We start from the raw sequence: 16,825 nt of genomic DNA, 5'->3' as shown, positions 1-16,825 counted from the left end.
TATAACAGGACTGAAAGAAAACGCCCCTCTAATTGTTCCGAGGCAAAATCACTCCCTGTATCTGAATCCTCGTGACTTTGTCAGGGTTATACCTAAGGTTGGCTCAAAGTTTTCCACAATTGCTGTGGATAACTTTGTGAGTAAGATAGGAATCTCATCGCAATCGCCTGATGGCAAAAGGGTTGTAATAAATTGGTCATTTTTTATACAGATTTAAAATGACATTTATTTCAAAGAGTTAAAGCGTTTTTCTACGTGATCACTGAACCCTAGTCAGCTAAGGGGTTAATTTCTAGTAGCAGGATGGGTTATGTGGATAAACGCCCTTATGTATATACAAATGCTTTGCTTATAGAAGCACTTTCTGATGTTGTGATGTACCCTCTACCAGCAACAGAGTCACCCGAATTTAGAACTGCTTCCAGCCGCTTGTCAGCCCTGCTTCGAACCTGTCAGATCCCAGGAGAAAGTGCAGTCGAGTTCCGACAGCACTGCGATCAAACCACTCTCACCATCATTGAGAATAATTGACAACGGAGTGCGTCGACCAAAACGACGATGTGGCTGGCGAATCCACATTCCGGCCATGCGCGGATTCATAGGATAAGTTGTGCGAAGTGCATCGGCAATTCTGAGCAGGTAGCCAGCACGGCGCAGAACCTTCTCATCTTCCGGAAAGGGCTCAATACCCTCACGGAACTTGTGAAAGCTTCTTGATCGAACATTGGAAGGCATGGCGAGAAGCGCCTGCATTTCACTCGTTTCGAGTCGCCACAAATCGAGCAGCCTCATCACATGTTGCGTGATTTCAGTTCTTGCCTCTTTCTTGTTTGCTGCTGCTTCAGTCATGATTCCGCCAAAAACTCCGGTGAGGAATTACCTATTAATTTAGTCAGGTATTGTAGCATGCCGAATCTTCATCGGGCAGCCATGTCTTCTGTATGCTTTTTTGCGACGCACAATCACACCTCCCGTCGTGTTAGAATTCCCCCTCATTGCAGTCTCCCGAATAGATCTACGACGCGAATTGATATTGTACACACGCCCACCCCTGGTCATCCTCTACCTGGCATTGCTTGCCCCGGCAGCACTACACCTACCACAGCCACTGTTGCCATCACTGACTGACCTGTTTGAAATCGAATCCGCCGATACCGCCCTGCTGATGACGGCAACACTGCTACCACTTGGCCTCATGCCGATTGCCTATGGGTATCTGCTTGAGGGTGTCTCGACACGCACCATGTTGTATGTCTCTGCGATTGGTATCGCAATCACCCAGTTGTGGATGTGGGCCATGCCTGATTACAGCAACTGGTTTGCTGCCCGTGTGGCATTGGGACTACTGCTGCCGGCACTGATGACTGCAGCAATGACCTACGCTTCGGCCACGGTAGAAAAGAGTGCTCGCCCGCATGCCATGGGGCTCTATATAGCCGGTACCATCATTGGTGGCTTCTTTGGTCGCATGATGGCGGGCTGGGTGTCTGAATCCTTCGACCTCGTCTCTCCACCGCTGGTAATGGCGTTCCTCTATCTCTGCGCAATTCCTGCCCTGCACAAGCTACCACGTGAGGCAGGTGCCGGTTTTGCACGGATTCGCTGGTCTATTGCTAAAGATATCTTCGCCCTGCCCCGTTTTCGCGCCGCCTATACAACGACCTTTATCGTCTTCTTTATATTCACCGCAGTTACGACCCTGCTGCCGTTCGAAATGCGCCGTATCGATCCCCTGGTCACGAATATCGAACTGGGACTGCTCTACCTCGGTTACCTGGTTGGCCTGATAGTCAGCCTGAACATCCGCAGGCTCAAGGCACGCTTCAAGCCGGAGACGCGCCTGGTGATCTCCGGGTTGCTGATGTACATCATCGGCACCGTGACCCTGCTCAAGGACGACTATCTCTATGCAGTTGGCAGTCTCTTTTTCTTCTGTGGCGGCATGTTCCTTGTCCACACAACGCTGACCGGACTGCTCAATCGCAGCCTGGATCATCATCACGGCGTCATTAATGGTCTCTACCTTGCGTTCTACTACACAGGCGGGGCACTCGGCTCACACATACCGAGCCGGGTCTACGCAAATTCAGACTGGGAGAGTGTCATCTTCCTGTGCAGCGGCCTGATCATTTTCACCCTGTTCCTGATACATGAGCTGAAACAGGAGCCGGCGCTGGAAGATTCAAAGGAAAAGTGAAATAGTCAACGCTTGCCGAGACCACCCCAGATCTGCCACTTTTTCTTTTTCACAGGCGGCAGAATATCCGCGGGAGGCAGTTTACTCATGACCCAGCCCGGGGGCGGCGGATTGTCTGAATATCCGCATGAAACTCCGAGGTTACCCGGATCGTAGATTTTGACAAGCGAGGGATTACGCAAGTCATCAGCATAGACAATACCGCAATAATCCTCCTTGTGCCCTGTGCGCAGAATCTCATCCATCTCATCGATAAAACTGCTAACTCCCGCCTCGTCAGACGGCTGTGATGGTGGCGGGTTGCCTACCGAGTAGAGATACCAGCCGCCATCTGCATCGTTACGCAATTGCTGCCACAGCTCATCGAGTTGCGGCCAACGCAGCGTGGAAACAAATCTTCCCTTGAATGCGGTCAGAAAATCGGACATCTCTCTCACTCTTTAACAATTTTGAGGCAGAAACCTTGTCCACAAAGCATAGCACCCCCCTTTCAGGGGAAAAAGTCAGAATCTCTACCCTGACGGGATATTTATGGATACAATCCGATCCTTGCTCTGAAATATTGACAGCCATAATGACAGTACTACTCAAATCAGATCTGCCACACCTTGAACTCCTGCACAGCGGTAAAGTGAGGGATATCTACGCCATCGACGACGCGCACATGCTGATCGTCAGCAGCGACCGCCTGTCGGCATTTGATGTCATCCTGCCACAGCCGATTCCCGGCAAGGGCGAAGTCCTGACCCGTGTCGCCAATTTCTGGTTTGATCGCACAAAGAATATTGTTCCCAACCATCTCAGTGACATGCCACTGAAATCAGTCGTTCCCGATGCGGCACAACGCGAACAACTCGGTGACAGGGCGATTATCGTCAAGCGCCTCAAGGCACTGCCGGTCGAGGCAATCGTGCGCGGCTACCTGATTGGTTCGGGCTGGAAGGATTATCAGAAAACAGGTTCTGTCTGTGGCATTGAGCTACCGACTGGCCTGCAGCAGGCTGACAAGCTGCCTGAACCTATCTATACCCCGTCAACCAAGGCTGCCGTGGGTGGGCATGACGAAAATATCAGCTACGAACAGACTATCGAACTGCTGGGTGAAAAGATGGCTACACAGGTTCGCGACACGAGCCTGAAAATCTACACCGAGGCGGCAGACTACGCACGCAAGCGCGGCATCATCATTGCCGACACCAAGTTCGAATTCGGTGTTGATGATGAAGGCACCCTCTACCTGATCGACGAGGTACTGACCCCGGATTCATCGCGCTTCTGGCCTGTCGACCAATACCAGCCCGGCAGCAGTCCGCCAAGCTTCGACAAGCAGATCGTGCGCGACTACCTGGAAACACTCGACTGGGACAAGCAAGCACCCGGACCCGAGCTGCCGGCGGAGATCATTGAAAAGACAGCGGCCAAGTACGCCGAGGCCGAGGAAATCCTGACCAGGTAAGCTGGTCACGGCTAAACCCTCTCTATCATGAACCAGGGAAAGACACCTCGTATCGCTATCTACACCACGCGCGCCTGCAGTCACTGCAGGCAGGCAAAACAGGCGATGAAAAAATGGGGTGTGCGTTTCCAGGAGTTCGATATAGAGAATAACCATCGTGCCTGGGCCGAGTTTCAGCGTCTCAAGGCACGAGGCGTACCTGTGATCACCGTCGGCAAACGCAAACTCTTCGGCTACGATGAGAAGCGTCTGAAAAAGCTGCTTGAAGAAGCAGGTGTGTCGCTGCGGACTTAAGCGGGTACAGAATCGACCTGGCGGCCTGCTGTCAGCTGCTGGGTACGAACGATCGCACGCAAATCTTCCACGGCGACATCGAACGTATCATTGACGACAATGAAGTCATACTCCTGGTGATGCGACATCTCGCTCATCGCATCACGCATGCGACGTTCAATAATCTCTTCACTATCCTGACCACGCCCGGAGAGGCGCTCGTGCAAGGCCTCCACGCTCGGCGGTACGATAAAGATGGAAACTGCTTCTGGAAAGCGTTCACGCACCTGGCGCGCACCCTGCCAGTCAATCTCCAGGATCACGTCCCTGCCCGCTTCCAGTTCCCTGCGGACTGACGACTCTGCCGTACCATAAAAGTTGTCGAACACCTGTGCATGCTCAAGAAACTCGTCATCGGCAACCATCTGCTGAAATGTATCAACGCCGACAAAATGGTAGTGCACACCTGTCTCTTCTCCCGGACGTGGCGCACGGGTCGTATGTGACACACAGACATTCAGGTCATCGCGGCCATCAACCAGCACTTTCAGGAGTGATGTTTTTCCTGCACCGGAGGGTGCCGAGACAATATAGAGAGTTCCTTCTTGCATGATTCACACTATTTCAGATGGAGGGAATGATTAGAAAAAAGATTGTACGCGTTTTCTATTACTGACTGAAGTATTGATAACCGAACCTGTACCTTACTTGAAGATTTTGTCATTACCTTACTCTTCATGGGCTATACTGATAATTATCAATCGAAAGCGATTGATTGCAATCCAGCCATAAAGAAGCTGGTCTTAACTATCAGTGGATTATCCACAATACGATCAAACTCACCAAAGCCGAGGCCTTCAAATGAAAACAATAATTTTTTCAACTCTTGCTGCAGCCCTGATGTTCCAACCCGTTCTTGTCTTTGCCGACGATGCCTCGATTGCACGCGGCGGCAAACTCTATGACAAGTGGTTCAAAGTTATTTTATTGGTGCAGAGAAACCTGCAGACACCCACCCCGCCTGGCCGGCATCAAATACCAAGAAAAAAGGCGATACAACACACAGATGCAAGTCCTGTCACGGATGGGACATGATGGGCAAGGATGGTGCCTATGCATCCGGCTCCTATAAAACCGGCATTGGCGGCCTCACGCACCTGCAGGGTGCCGATAATGCAGTCGTCATTGCAGCAATGAAAGATGCAACTCACGGCTTTGCAGGAAAAATGGATGAACAGGACTTCACCGACCTCGCAGACTTTGTTACCAAGGGCCAAATCGATATTGACGCTGTGATTGAGCGCGAATCAAAAAAAGCAAATGGTGATGCAGCAAATGGCTCACGTTATTACGGTACAGTCTGCGCAGGCTGCCACGGCAAGGACGACATGATGCCAAAAGATATGCCTCCACTTGGCAAACTGGCCAACAAGAACCCCTGGGAAATCATCCAGAAAACTCTGAACGGCCAGCCAGACGAGAAAATGCCGGCAATGCGTGCTTTTGACCTGCAGGTTTCTGTCGATATCCTGGCATATCTCCAAACACTGCCAAAAGAGTAATCAGCGCATTCGATAATGCCGATTCATTTCGCCGGTGTGGCCTTGACGCCACACCGGTCAACATGAGTAAACACCTTGATCAAGAAATTCCTGAAATGGTTTTTTCGCCCCACAACACGTTATGGATGGGGCCTGATTCTGATCGTCGGTATAGTGATAGGAACCCTGCTATGGAATGGTTTGAACTGGAGTATGGATCGAACCAACACACTTGAATTTTGTATCTCCTGTCATGAAATGAATGATTACGCATACGCCGAATACAAGGAGTCCGTGCATTTCACAAATGCATCTGGTGTGCGTGCCATATGCTCGGACTGTCATGTCCCCAAAGAGTTTTTCCCCAAGTTGTTGCGCAAAATTCGGGCAACCAATGAACTCTTTCACCACCTTGCCGGCACAATCGACACATCAGAAAAGTATGAACAACACCGTCTTGCCATGGCAGAACGCGTGTGGGAAAGCATGGAAGCCAGCGATTCACATGAGTGCCGAAACTGCCACAGCTATGAATCGATGAACTTCCATGAACAGCGCCGCAGATCAGCCGAGAAAATGCAGGAAGCGATAGAAAAGGGTGAGGAAACCTGCATCGACTGCCACAAGGGCATTGCTCACAAAAATCCGCTTGCTGACGAAGAGGATGTGACTAATCAGCAGGTCTGGTTTATCTCGCCCGCCGGAAAGGATAGACTCAGATAATGAAAGATAAAAGCGTTTCCCTGGTTCTTGGCAGTGGTGGTGCGCGCGGCATTGCTCACATCGGTGTGATCCGCTGTCTGGAAGAGAATGGCTACACTATCGAGTCAATATCAGGTTCATCGATGGGCGCTCTGTGATTGGTGGCATCTACGCCACTGGCAAGCTCGAAGCCTACGCCAAGTGGGTATGCGCTCTCGAGAAACTGGATGTCATCAGGCTACTTGACCCGGGCTTCGGTATCGGTGCCGGCATCTTCAGGGGAGAAAAGATCATCTCTGTATTGCGCGACATGGTAGGCGAATACCAGATTGAATCCCTGCCGATCTCGTACACGGCCGTCGCATCGGATATCAACCGGCAGCGTGAAGTCTGGTTAAAGTCTGGCCCCCTGTTCGATGCGATACGGGCATCCATTGCCATACCGACACTATTTACGCCCGTCTATTCAGGCGGACGCATGCTTCTTGATGGTGGCCTCGTCAACCCGGTCCCCATCGCACCGACTGTACGAGACAACACACAATTCACATTCGCCGTTGACGCAGGAGCCCCGGTACGTCACGATCTTGTCAACAGGGAATCATCACAAGCAGTGCCTGAAAAGAGCAATCCCAACAACAACTGGTACAGGCGCAATATCGACAGCTTTCTTGAAAATTTGCAGCTCAAGTCGCCGCATCCAGAGCATCAGGATATGGACAGCCTGGAAATTATCAGCCGATCCATCGATACCATGCAGGCACTGATTACGCGTTTTCAGCTTGCCGCCTACCATCCTGACATGCTGATCAAGATACCGATTAATATCTGCACCATCTACGAATTCTACAAGGCAGAGATGCTGATTGATTTCGGTTACAGGGTGACGCAGAAGAACCTGGAAAAGATAGAATCGGAGTAATTCGGGCCGTCCCAAGGGTAGGATTTCGTCACCCCGGCATTGACCGGTCTGAAAAGCCTTACTTGCCCCAGGAATCCCGCAAGGTCACAACGCGATTGAAGATCAGGCGTTCGCCTCCACTATCCGAATCACGGCAGAAATAGCCTTCGCGCTCAAACTGGAACTGCTGTCCGGCAGTTGCATCGACAAGTGACGCCTCGACGCGTGCATTCTCGCAAGTGACGAGGGAATTGGCGTTGAGGTGCTGCTTCCAGTCCTCAACTGTCTTGTCGGCATCCGGTGCAGGATGGTCCAGCAGGCGATCGTAGAGACGCACTTCTGCTGGTTCACTGTGGCTTGCAGATACCCAGTGAATAACGCCCTTGATCTTTCTGTCTGGTGGATTGGCACCAAGCGTATCCGGATCGTAGCTGCATTTAAGCTCAACAATCTCGCCGCTATCATCCTTGATCACTTCGTCACAACGAATCACATAGGCATTACGCAGCCTGACTTCTTCACCAGCGACCAGGCGTTTCCATTTCTTGTTGGGCCTGACTTCGATAAAGTCATCCCTGTCGATATAAACCTCGCGGGTCAGCTTAACCGGCCGCTGGCCCATCGACTCATCCTTGGGATGATTCGCTGCCGGCAACTCCTCAGACTCGCCTTCAGGATAGTTGGTGATGGTCACCTTGAGCGGATTGAGAACTGCCATGCGACGCGGTGCGCAGCGGTCGAGGTCTTCACGTATACAGGCCTCGAGAAGTTCCATCTCGATACTGTTATCCGACTTGGTCACACCGATGCGTTTTGCGAACTCACGCAAGGCCACCGGCGTGTAACCGCGGCGTCGCAATCCTGCAATGGTCGGCATGCGCGGATCACTCCAGCCTTCAACAAGATTCTCGTCAACCAGTTGTGTGAGCTTGCGCTTGCTCATTACCGTGTACTGCAGGTTGAGACGTGAAAATTCGATCTGGCGCGGATGGCACTCGATGGAGATGTTATCCAGTACCCAGTCATACAGGGGACGATGATCCTCAAACTCAAGCGTACACAGAGAATGCGTGATCCCCTCGATCGCATCAGAGATCGGGTGGGTAAAATCATACATCGGGTAGAGCACCCACTCGGCACCTGTCTGGTGATGAATTACGCCGTGGCGAATGCGATACAGCACCGGGTCACGCATGTTGAGGTTGGGAGCCGCCATATCGATCTTGGCGCGCAGCACCTTGGATCCGTCCTCGAAATCACCGGAACGCATCTGCTTGAACAACTCGAGATTCTCCTCGACTGAACGGCTGCGGTAAGGACTCTCTTTGCCGGGTTCGGTCAGGGTACCGCGATACTCACGCATCTGTTCGGCATTCAGTTCACAGACATAGGCCTTGCCCTGCTCGATCAATTCGACAGCGAAGCCATAAAGTTGTTCGAAATAGTCGGAAGCAAAATAGAGCGCATCCCATTTGTAGCCAAGCCACTCGACGTCTTTCTTGATTGCCTCGACAAACTCCTTGTTCTCCTTGTGCGGATTGGTGTCATCGAAACGCAGGTTACAGGTGCCCTGGTAGTCGCTGGCGATGCCAAAATTGAGAACAATCGACTTGGCATGACCAATATGCAGGTAACCATTGGGTTCCGGCGGAAAACGGGTTGCCACCTTGTCGTGCTTACCGGCAGCGAGTTCCTCGTCAATGATCGTGCGAATAAAGTTGCCTGGCACTGTGTTTGTCGTCTCTGACATCAGGCTTCACCCATGGCTTCAATATGCGCAATCGCGTTGTCGATACGCCTGATAACTGCACCACGTCCAATCAGGAAGAGTGTCAGGTCCAGTTCGGGAGATGGCGCACCATCAGTTACGGCTGCGCGTAACGGCATCGCAACCTTGCCAAACCCGGTATCCAGTTTCTCTACCGTGCTCTTGATGACAGCATGAATCGCCTCACGCTCCCAGTTCTCAAGTTTAGCCAGTTGTTCACCTGCCATTCTCAGCGGTTCCAGTGCTGCCGGCTTTAACGCTTTGGCAGATGCCTTGGAACTGTATGACTCCGGATCACTGTAGTAGAAGAGAGAGATGTCGGCGAGTTCCTCAAGGGTGGTTGCTCGCTCACGTTGTGCCTCGACCACGGCAACAAGATCGGGACCCATCGCCGGATCAATATCACGCTTGCCAAGATGTCCGGACAGCAGACGTGCAACACGTGCAGGATCGTTATCCTTGATGTATTGCTGATTCAGCCAGTTGAGTTTTTCGGTATTGAAACTCGATGCAGCACGATTGATCCCCTCGACACTGAACAACTGGACCATCTCGTCGAGTGAGAATATCTCCTGGTCACCATGTGACCAGCCGAGTCGCACCAGGTAGTTGAGCAGTGCCTCAGGCAGGTAACCATTTTCCATGTACTGCATGACGCTGACAGCTCCATGGCGTTTCGACAAACGCGCGCCGTCATCGCCAAGGATCATCGGGACGTGTGCGTATTCAGGAACAGGCAACTCAAGCGCCCGGAGCATATTGATCTGTCGCGGTGTGTTGTTGAGATGATCATCGCCGCGGATAACATGTGTGATCTCCATATCGGCATCATCAACAACAACAGTCAGGTTGTAAGTCGGTGAACCATCGGTACGGCGGATAATCAGATCATCAAGCTCGTTATTACTGAAGGCAAGTTCACCGCGTACCAGGTCGGTAAAACAGACGTCACCATCATCAGGATTGCGAAAACGGATAACATGCGGCTCATCGGTAGAGACCTGTGCTTCACGGCAGTGACCATCGTACCGTGGCTTCTGCTTGTTACGCATCTGCTCATCACGAATCTCGTCGAGACGCTCTTTCGAGCAGTTACAACGATACGCCTGCCCGCTCTCAAGCAGTTTGTCGATGGCGGCATCATAGTGTTCAAAACGCTCTGTCTGGTAGAGCGGACCTTCATCATATTCCAGGCCCAGCCAGGTCATGCCCTCAAGAATGGCGTTGACCGACTCACGCGTGGAACGCTCCAGGTCTGTATCTTCGATACGCAGAACGAACTGCCCGCCATGGCGGCGTGCATAAAGCCAGGAAAATAGCGCTGTTCGTGCACCGCCAACATGCAGAAAACCTGTCGGGCTGGGTGCAAACCTGGTACGAATTGTCATGATTTCTCCATGTCACCCGTAACAGGGTGAGCAAAACTGTCGGCCAGATTATTCTGAAAGAATTTCAATATCGTTAGTATCCCTGAGCCACTCGATATAGGCAGATAACGCTTTTTTGCCACGTGTGTCAGCAAGTTGCTTGCTCAGTTCATTGCGTGCCGCTTCGCCAGTCGCAGCGACATCTCCATCAGTCACTGACTTGAGTTCAATTACGGCGTGATTGCCTGTCACAAGTGCTGCCGTGGTGTAGGCAGACTGCTCACCGCTTTGCTGCAGAGCAAATGCAGCGCTGATAATTGTGCTCGGGATATCACTGGTGTCACGTGACACCTGTTTGTCAGCCTCAACATCCAGACCCTCACTCTGTGCAACAACATCGATTGTTTCTCCCGCCTCAAGACGAGTAAGTAAGGTGGCTGCTTTTTTCGATGCGATTTCTGATTTAGCCTTAAGCTCAAGCTGCTGGCGAATCAGGTCGCTGACTTCTTCAAACGGCTTGGTGGCAACATCACGATGCTCCAGCAGTCGAACCACGACGACTTTCTCGGTATCGAGCTCAATCACTTCACTGTTGTAGCCCTGCTCTTTTACGTCATCGCCAAATGCAGCAAGCATCACCTTGGATGTTCCGATACCTTCGGGATTACCAGTGCGTGCCAGCCAGTCGCTCTCCTGCACCTTCACGCCAAGAGCTTCTGCAGCGGGTACGAGTGAATCGGGTGAATCATAAACAAGATTCGCCAGCTGTTCTGCATAGTCGTAAAAGAGACGTTCTGCCTCATCCTGCTGCAGCTGTGTACGAATACTCTCTTCAACATCAGCAAGAGGCTTCACACCACCACCCTCGATGTCGGTTACTTCAATAATGTGGTATCCAAAACGTGAACGTACCAGTTCGCTGATTTGTCCCTTCTCAAGAGCAAAGGCAGCATCCTCGAACGGCTTGACCATCACACCTTTGTCAACCACGCCGAGATCACCACCGGCGTTCGCAGAACCCGGATCAGCTGAGTGCTCTTGTGCCAGTTGTGCAAAATCTGCACCATCGTGCAGCTGTGCAAGTACTGCCTCGGCCGCAGCCTTTGCTTCCGCATCTGATTGCTTGCTGTCTACAGTAAAGAGAATATGACGCATGCTGCGCTTCTCATCTGCAGTCCAGCTCTGCTGATGATCATTGTAATAGGTCTGAATGGCAGCAGGATCGATCGAGATGTCACTGGCGATAATGTCGCGACTCAGTTCTAGGTATTCAAGGCGAACCTGTTCAGGTTGCATGTAGTTTGCAGGATTTTCATCGTACCAGGCACGAATCTCTGCATCGGTTACCAGCTCAGTATCTGCATCCTGATCATTGGTTACAACCAGGTAGGAGATCAATCGCTGCTGCTCCTTGAGACTGATATAACTATCCAGTTCGGCATCGCTGACAATGGAAGTGTCACTGACAGCACGGCGCAGCACATCGACTGAAATATCCTGACGGATCAGATTTTCAAACTGGGCAGGTGAGCGCCCCTGCTGCTGCAGGCTTAATTTGTACAAGTCGGCATCGAATTTTCCATCTTTCTGGAAAGTAGGATACTGGCGAATCTCTTCCCGGACCATGCCGTCACCCGCACGAATACCTTGCTGTTGTGCATGGCCACTAACAAGGTAGTCGCTGATCATTCCATCGAGTACCTGCTTGCGCAACGCTTCATCAGAATAGGCCTCGGGAATTTTTCCGCCAAAAACTTCACGTAGCTGACTGCGAAAGCGTTCGATACTGGACTCGAGTTGCCGCTGCGAGATTTCTGATCCCGCAACCTTGGCGGCAACCGGTTCACCACTCACACCAAGGTATTCCTGTATCCCCCACAGGGCGAACGGAATGGATATGAAGCCGACGATTACCCAGGCAATCCAGCCCTGTGCCTTATCCCTAATTGCTTGCAACATGCTATTAACCTGCTTTGTCTGTCTGTTTATGCAAAAAAAATGGGGCATCCATGCGGATGCCCCAATTCTTCAAGGTGGCGGAGCGGACGGGACTCGAACCCGCGACCCCCGGCGTGACAGGCCGGTATTCTAACCAACTGAACTACCGCTCCAATAAATGGTGGGTGCTGAGGGGATCGAACCCCCGACCCTCGCCTTGTAAGGGCGATGCTCTCCCAGCTGAGCTAAGCACCCTTATGCTGAGGCGCGCTAGTTTACTGCATCCTTAAGTGCTTTACCAGCCTTAAATGCAGGATTTTTTGAAGCTGCTATTTTGATCTCTTCACCGGTGCGCGGGTTGCGGCCTGTACGTGCTGCACGGTCACGAACCTGGAAGGTTCCAAAACCAATAACAGATACTGTGTCCCCATCTTTCAGAGCACCAGTAATGGCGTCAATTGCACCGTCAAGTGCACGTGCGGCTGATGCTTTTGAGATATCTGCAGAGTCGGCAATGGCGTCGACAAGTTCACTCTTGTTCATGATATTTTTATCCTCTTATGAAGTGGTATCGGGTTAGCTTTGTAATTTATACCCGAATGCGTGATTACACACATCTATCTTGCAGGTGTCAAGCTTGTAAAAGGCTTATTTTTTCTCTAGGGAAAAGGGTCTGACATAGTTGCTGTGCAACAATCATTTGAGCATCAATGGCTTGCATATATTTCATGACAATTCGCCGCCCAATAACATTTTTCTTGTTACCGCATATCTACCATCCTTAACCAAGAAAGCAGCCATCCATGGCTGCTTGTAAGGGTCATCCTGAATAGCACTAATTAATGCTTGGTGACACTGCCCTTGCGCGCCGAACGCTTCTTTGTGGTGCGTGATTTGGCAGGTGCTGCTGCAACCACTTCGGCTGGCTCCGGACGACGTGTCAGTGCAATATCGAATACCTCATCGATCCACTTGACCGGTCGGATGTCGAGACCTTCCTTGACGTTCTTTGGAATCTCGACAAGATCCTTCTCATTCTCCTCGGGAATTACAACCGTCTTGATACCTCCACGGTGTGCAGCGAGCAGTTTCTCCTTGAGACCTCCGATCGGCAATACTTCACCACGCAGGGTAATCTCACCCGTCATGGCAACGTCCGCCTTCACCGGGATGCCTGTCAGTGCAGAAACCAGAGCAGTACACATACCAATACCAGCACTCGGTCCATCCTTTGGAGTTGCACCTTCAGGCACGTGTATATGCGCCTCCTGCTTCTGGTAGAAGTCTGGTGCAATACCGAGTGTCTCGGCACGGCTACGTACAACTGTCATGGCTGCATGAATCGACTCTTTCATGACATCACCAAGCTGTCCGGTCTGGATCATACCGCCCTTGCCCGGCACCGGTACCGCCTCGATACGCAGCAGTTCACCACCGACTTCAGTCCATGCAAGTCCGGTAACCTGGCCAACCAGGTCATTTTCATCCGCCACACCAAAGCTGAAGCGTTTGACGCCCAGGTACTTTTCAAGTTGCGCCGGTGTCACCTTGACCTTTTTCGCCTTCGTCTTCTTCAGTAGCAGGTCCTTGACCACCTTGCGGCAGATCTTGGCGATTTCACGTTCGAGATTACGTACACCCGCCTCACGTGTGTAGTAACGCACGATGTCACGCAGTGTGGCCTCGGTGATAACGAGCTCTTCTTTCTTGAGACCGTTGTTCTCTTTCTGTTTCTCGACGAGATAGTTCCGGGCGATATTGACCTTCTCATCTTCCGTATAGCCGGAGAGACGAATCACCTCCATACGATCAAGCAGCGCCGGCGGGATATTCATACTGTTTGCAGTGGCAACGAACATCACTTCGGAGAGATCAACATCAACTTCAAGGTAGTGATCCTGGAAGGTGTGGTTTTGTTCAGGGTCGAGCACTTCAAGCAGTGCAGAGGCCGGGTCGCCACGGAAATCCATCGCCATCTTGTCGATTTCATCGAGCAGGAAGAACGGGTTTTTGGTTCCGACACGACTCAGGTTTTGTACGATTTTGCCTGGCAGTGCTCCGATATAGGTTCGCCTGTGGCCGCGAATCTCGGCCTCATCACGTACGCCACCAAGTGCCATACGGACAAACTTTCGTCCGGTTGAACGTGCAATCGACTGGCCAAGTGAGGTCTTGCCCACGCCGGGTGGACCGACAAGGCAGAGAATGGGGCCTTTCAGCTTACGTACACGTTGCTGTACAGCGAGATACTCGAGAATGCGTTCCTTGACCTTCTCCAGGCCATAGTGATCAGCATCCAGAACCTCTTCAGCCACACCGATATCATTCTTGATGCGGGTACGTTTTTTCCAGGGAACATCTGTCAGGGTATCGAGATAATTGCGTACAACCGTCGCTTCCGCCGACATCGGCGACATCATCTTGAGCTTGTTAAGCTCGGTGATCGCCTTCTCCTTCACCTCTTTCGGCATTCCTGCCTTCTCGATACGCTCGGTGAGTTCCTCGATTTCGTTAGGCGCGTCTTCCATCTCGCCGAGCTCTTTCTGAATCGCCTTCATCTGCTCATTCAGATAGTACTCGCGCTGGTTCTTTTCCATCTGCTGCTTGACGCGGCCACGAATCCGCTTCTCGAGCTGCAGTACGTCATTTTCACCTTCCATCAGCCCCATCAGGTGCTCAAGACGAAGCTGGATGTTGGAGATTTCGAGAACCTGCTGTTTCTCGTCGAGCTTCAGCGCCATGTGCGCTGCCATGGTGTCAGCGAGGCGACTTGGGTCATCAATACTCGCCAGCGATGTCAGCACCTCAGGCGGAACTTTCTTGTTGAGCTTGACGTAGTCGTCGAACAGCGAAGTTGCCGAACGCATCAGCACTTCCATCTCCTGCTCATCGATTGTCAGCTGCTCTTTGACGGCCGTGGGAGATGCGCGGAAAAACTCTTCAGTATCTGTGAATTCGCCTACGTTGACGCGGAACACGCCCTCAACCAGCACCTTGACAGTTCCATCAGGCAGCTTCAGCAGCTGCAGGATGTTGGCCAGTGTACCGATCTCGTAAAGCTGTTCGACCTGCGGATCCTCAAGGTCGGCGTCGCGCTGGGCAACGAGCAGGATCGGCTGATCGTTACGGGTCGCATAATCGAGTGCGCGAATCGATTTTTCGCGCCCCACGAAAAGCGGGATAACCATGTGCGGATAGACAACGACGTCACGCAGCGGCAATACCGCGACATCTGCCGGAATCTCTGTAATCTCTTTTTTGGAACTCTGTCCTGCCATGTGCACCTCGGCTAATGCAGTTTCTCCCCTTTAGTGGGGAGAATTGAATCGGGGAGGATTGGCTGGAACCTGGTTGTCAGGCATCCGCAGATGCTGCTACCTGGCTGTCACCGCCCTCGATAATTATATAGGGGTCAGTGTCGCCGGAAACAACCGCTTCATCAACCACGACTTTACTGACGTTATCCATGGAGGGGATGTCGTACATGGTATCGAGCAGGATCTGCTCGAGAATTGTGCGCAATCCACGCGCGCCTGTTTTGCGCTCCATCGCCTTGCATGCAATCGCATGCAGGGCATCCGGACGCACTTCGAGTCCGCATCCTTCCATCTCGAAAAGTTTTCCGTACTGCTTGGTCAACGCATTTTTCGGCTCGGTCAGAATCCGCACCAGTGCTTCCTCGTCGAGTTCCTCGAGCGTGGCAACCACGGGCAAACGACCGACAAATTCGGGGATCAGTCCGTACTTGATCAGGTCTTCCGCCTCAACATCGGAGAAAACTTCACCAAGATTGCGCTCTTCGTCCTTGCTGCGAACATCTGCAGAGAATCCAATGCCGCCCTTCTCGGAACGGTCACGAATAACCTTCTCGAGGCCGGAAAAAGCGCCGCCAACGATAAAAAGGATATTTGAGGTATCAACCTGCAGAAACTCCTGCTGGGGATGCTTGCGTCCACCCTGCGGTGGTACCGATGCAACGGTGCCTTCGATCAGCTTCAGCAGTGCCTGCTGTACACCTTCACCGGAAACGTCGCGGGTGATCGAAGGGTTGTCGGATTTGCGTGAAATCTTGTCGATTTCGTCGATGTAGACGATACCGGACTGCGCCTTGTCGACATCATAGTCACACTTCTGCAGCAGCTTCTGAATAATGTTCTCGACATCTTCGCCAACATAGCCCGCTTCAGTCAGGGTTGTTGCATCTGCAATCGTGAAAGGCACATTGAGCAGGCGCGCGAGCGTCTCGGCCAGCAGTGTTTTACCTGAACCGGTCGGACCGATGAGCAGAATATTACTCTTGGTAATTTCGACGTCACCCTCTTTCACTTCCGCGTTGAGACGCTTGTAGTGGTTGTAGACCGCGACAGAGAGGACTTTTTTGGCGCGTGCCTGGCCGATGACGTACTCGTCAAGGCGTGAATTCAGTTCATATGGCTTGGGCAGCGACTCTGACTCTTCAGATGCCGCTTCCTGCATCTCTTCACGAATAATATCGTTACAGAGTTCAACGCATTCATCACAGACGAATACGGAAGGCCCGGCGATCAGTTTACGCACCTCGTGCTGGCTTTTTCCGCAGAAAGAGCAGTAGAGAAGCTTGTCGTCGCCAGATTTTGTTTTGTCGTCACTCATTCAATCAACTACTTTAGTAAATAGACGTATAGAGAACATATTATCCCATT

At 51.8% G+C, this 16,825-nt stretch carries 15 protein-coding genes, 2 tRNA genes and 1 pseudogene; 7 read left to right on the top strand and 11 right to left on the bottom strand.

From position 1 onward, the window contains the following. Positions 1-432: 432 nt before the first annotated feature. Entirely contained in the window at positions 433-849 is a 417-nt protein-coding gene (locus tag BOW06_RS07020; protein WP_043118604.1) for an antitoxin Xre/MbcA/ParS toxin-binding domain-containing protein, read from the bottom strand. A gap of 178 nt (positions 850-1,027) precedes the next feature. Between BOW06_RS07020 and BOW06_RS07015 the strand changes: the two genes are divergently transcribed. Continuing rightward, positions 1,028-2,197 (top strand): MFS transporter, encoded by a 1,170-nt coding sequence (locus tag BOW06_RS07015; protein ID WP_179115857.1) that lies wholly within the window; start codon positions 1,028-1,030, stop codon positions 2,195-2,197. A 5-nt stretch (positions 2,198-2,202) separates the two neighbouring features. On the opposite strand, the gene BOW06_RS07010 is transcribed toward BOW06_RS07015, so the two are convergent. Further along, the gene (locus tag BOW06_RS07010; RefSeq protein ID WP_043118600.1) at positions 2,203-2,625 is read right to left on the bottom strand and encodes a hypothetical protein; all 423 of its coding nucleotides are present in this window, start codon (positions 2,623-2,625) and stop codon (positions 2,203-2,205) included. A 146-nt stretch (positions 2,626-2,771) separates the two neighbouring features. Here BOW06_RS07010 and BOW06_RS07005 point away from each other — a divergent pair, with 146 nt between their 5' ends. Continuing rightward, positions 2,772-3,653: a phosphoribosylaminoimidazolesuccinocarboxamide synthase gene (locus BOW06_RS07005; protein ID WP_043118596.1), complete on the top strand. Its 882-nt coding sequence runs from the start codon at positions 2,772-2,774 to the stop codon at positions 3,651-3,653. Between the two features lie 27 nt (positions 3,654-3,680). Continuing rightward, positions 3,681-3,947, top strand: a complete 267-nt coding sequence (locus BOW06_RS07000) for a glutaredoxin family protein (protein WP_043118592.1) — start codon at positions 3,681-3,683, stop codon at positions 3,945-3,947. Here the strand turns inward: BOW06_RS07000 and gmk are convergent. Beyond that, positions 3,944-4,537, bottom strand: a complete 594-nt coding sequence (gene gmk / locus BOW06_RS06995; protein ID WP_043118590.1) for a guanylate kinase — start codon at positions 4,535-4,537, stop codon at positions 3,944-3,946. The two genes, BOW06_RS07000 and gmk, sit on opposite strands and share 4 nt — an antisense overlap. A 250-nt stretch (positions 4,538-4,787) precedes the next feature. Here gmk and BOW06_RS06990 point away from each other — a divergent pair, with 250 nt between their 5' ends. From BOW06_RS06990 to BOW06_RS06975, 4 genes and pseudogenes are all read left to right on the top strand, one after another. Next, on the top strand, positions 4,788-5,021 hold the full coding sequence (locus BOW06_RS06990; RefSeq protein ID WP_078455212.1) for a hypothetical protein: 234 nt from the start codon (positions 4,788-4,790) through the stop codon (positions 5,019-5,021). Further along, entirely contained in the window at positions 5,018-5,488 is a 471-nt protein-coding gene (locus BOW06_RS06985) for a c-type cytochrome (protein ID WP_078454586.1), read from the top strand. The genes BOW06_RS06990 and BOW06_RS06985 overlap by 4 nt, the downstream gene beginning before the upstream one ends. Positions 5,489-5,563: 75 nt before the next feature. Next, positions 5,564-6,190 carry a NapC/NirT family cytochrome c gene (locus BOW06_RS06980; protein ID WP_143555818.1) on the top strand — a complete coding sequence of 209 codons (627 nt, stop codon included), beginning with the start codon at positions 5,564-5,566 and terminating at the stop codon, positions 6,188-6,190. After that, positions 6,190-7,091 (top strand): annotated as a pseudogene (locus tag BOW06_RS06975) (patatin-like phospholipase family protein). Before BOW06_RS06980 ends, BOW06_RS06975 begins: the two are co-directional and overlap by 1 nt. Before the next feature lie 58 nt (positions 7,092-7,149). On the opposite strand, the gene BOW06_RS06970 reads toward BOW06_RS06975, so the two are convergent. The 8 genes from BOW06_RS06970 to clpX all read right to left on the bottom strand — a co-directional run bounded on the left by BOW06_RS06970 (position 7,150) and on the right by clpX (position 16,775). Further along, positions 7,150-8,820: a glutamine--tRNA ligase/YqeY domain fusion protein gene (locus BOW06_RS06970; RefSeq protein WP_043118581.1), complete on the bottom strand. Its 1,671-nt coding sequence runs from the start codon at positions 8,818-8,820 to the stop codon at positions 7,150-7,152. Beyond that, complete coding sequence (gene gltX, locus BOW06_RS06965; RefSeq protein WP_043118578.1) at positions 8,820-10,226, bottom strand: glutamate--tRNA ligase; 1,407 nt, start codon at positions 10,224-10,226, stop codon at positions 8,820-8,822. Before gltX ends, BOW06_RS06970 begins: the two co-directional genes overlap by 1 nt. Positions 10,227-10,274: 48 nt before the next feature. Next, complete coding sequence (locus tag BOW06_RS06960; RefSeq protein ID WP_043118575.1) at positions 10,275-12,164, bottom strand: SurA N-terminal domain-containing protein; 1,890 nt, start codon at positions 12,162-12,164, stop codon at positions 10,275-10,277. A 75-nt stretch (positions 12,165-12,239) separates the two neighbouring features. Further along, a tRNA-Asp gene (locus BOW06_RS06955) sits at positions 12,240-12,316 on the bottom strand. Between the two features lie 6 nt (positions 12,317-12,322). After that, positions 12,323-12,398, bottom strand: a tRNA-Val gene (locus BOW06_RS06950). Positions 12,399-12,413: 15 nt separating this feature from the next. Next, complete coding sequence (gene hbs / locus BOW06_RS06945) at positions 12,414-12,686, bottom strand: non-specific DNA-binding protein Hbs (RefSeq protein WP_043118574.1); 273 nt, start codon at positions 12,684-12,686, stop codon at positions 12,414-12,416. 296 nt (positions 12,687-12,982) lie between these two features. Beyond that, positions 12,983-15,421: an endopeptidase La gene (lon, locus tag BOW06_RS06940; protein ID WP_043118572.1), complete on the bottom strand. Its 2,439-nt coding sequence runs from the start codon at positions 15,419-15,421 to the stop codon at positions 12,983-12,985. Positions 15,422-15,497: 76 nt separating this feature from the next. Continuing rightward, on the bottom strand, positions 15,498-16,775 hold the full coding sequence (gene clpX, locus BOW06_RS06935) for an ATP-dependent Clp protease ATP-binding subunit ClpX (protein ID WP_043118570.1): 1,278 nt from the start codon (positions 16,773-16,775) through the stop codon (positions 15,498-15,500). Positions 16,776-16,825: the final 50 nt, after the last annotated feature.

Source organism: Solemya velum gill symbiont, assembly GCF_002020255.1.
GTDB lineage: Bacteria > Pseudomonadota > Gammaproteobacteria > Chromatiales > Chromatiaceae.
The sequence above is the reverse complement of the archived record's forward strand: the minus strand, read 5'-3'. Positions and strand labels throughout refer to the sequence as shown.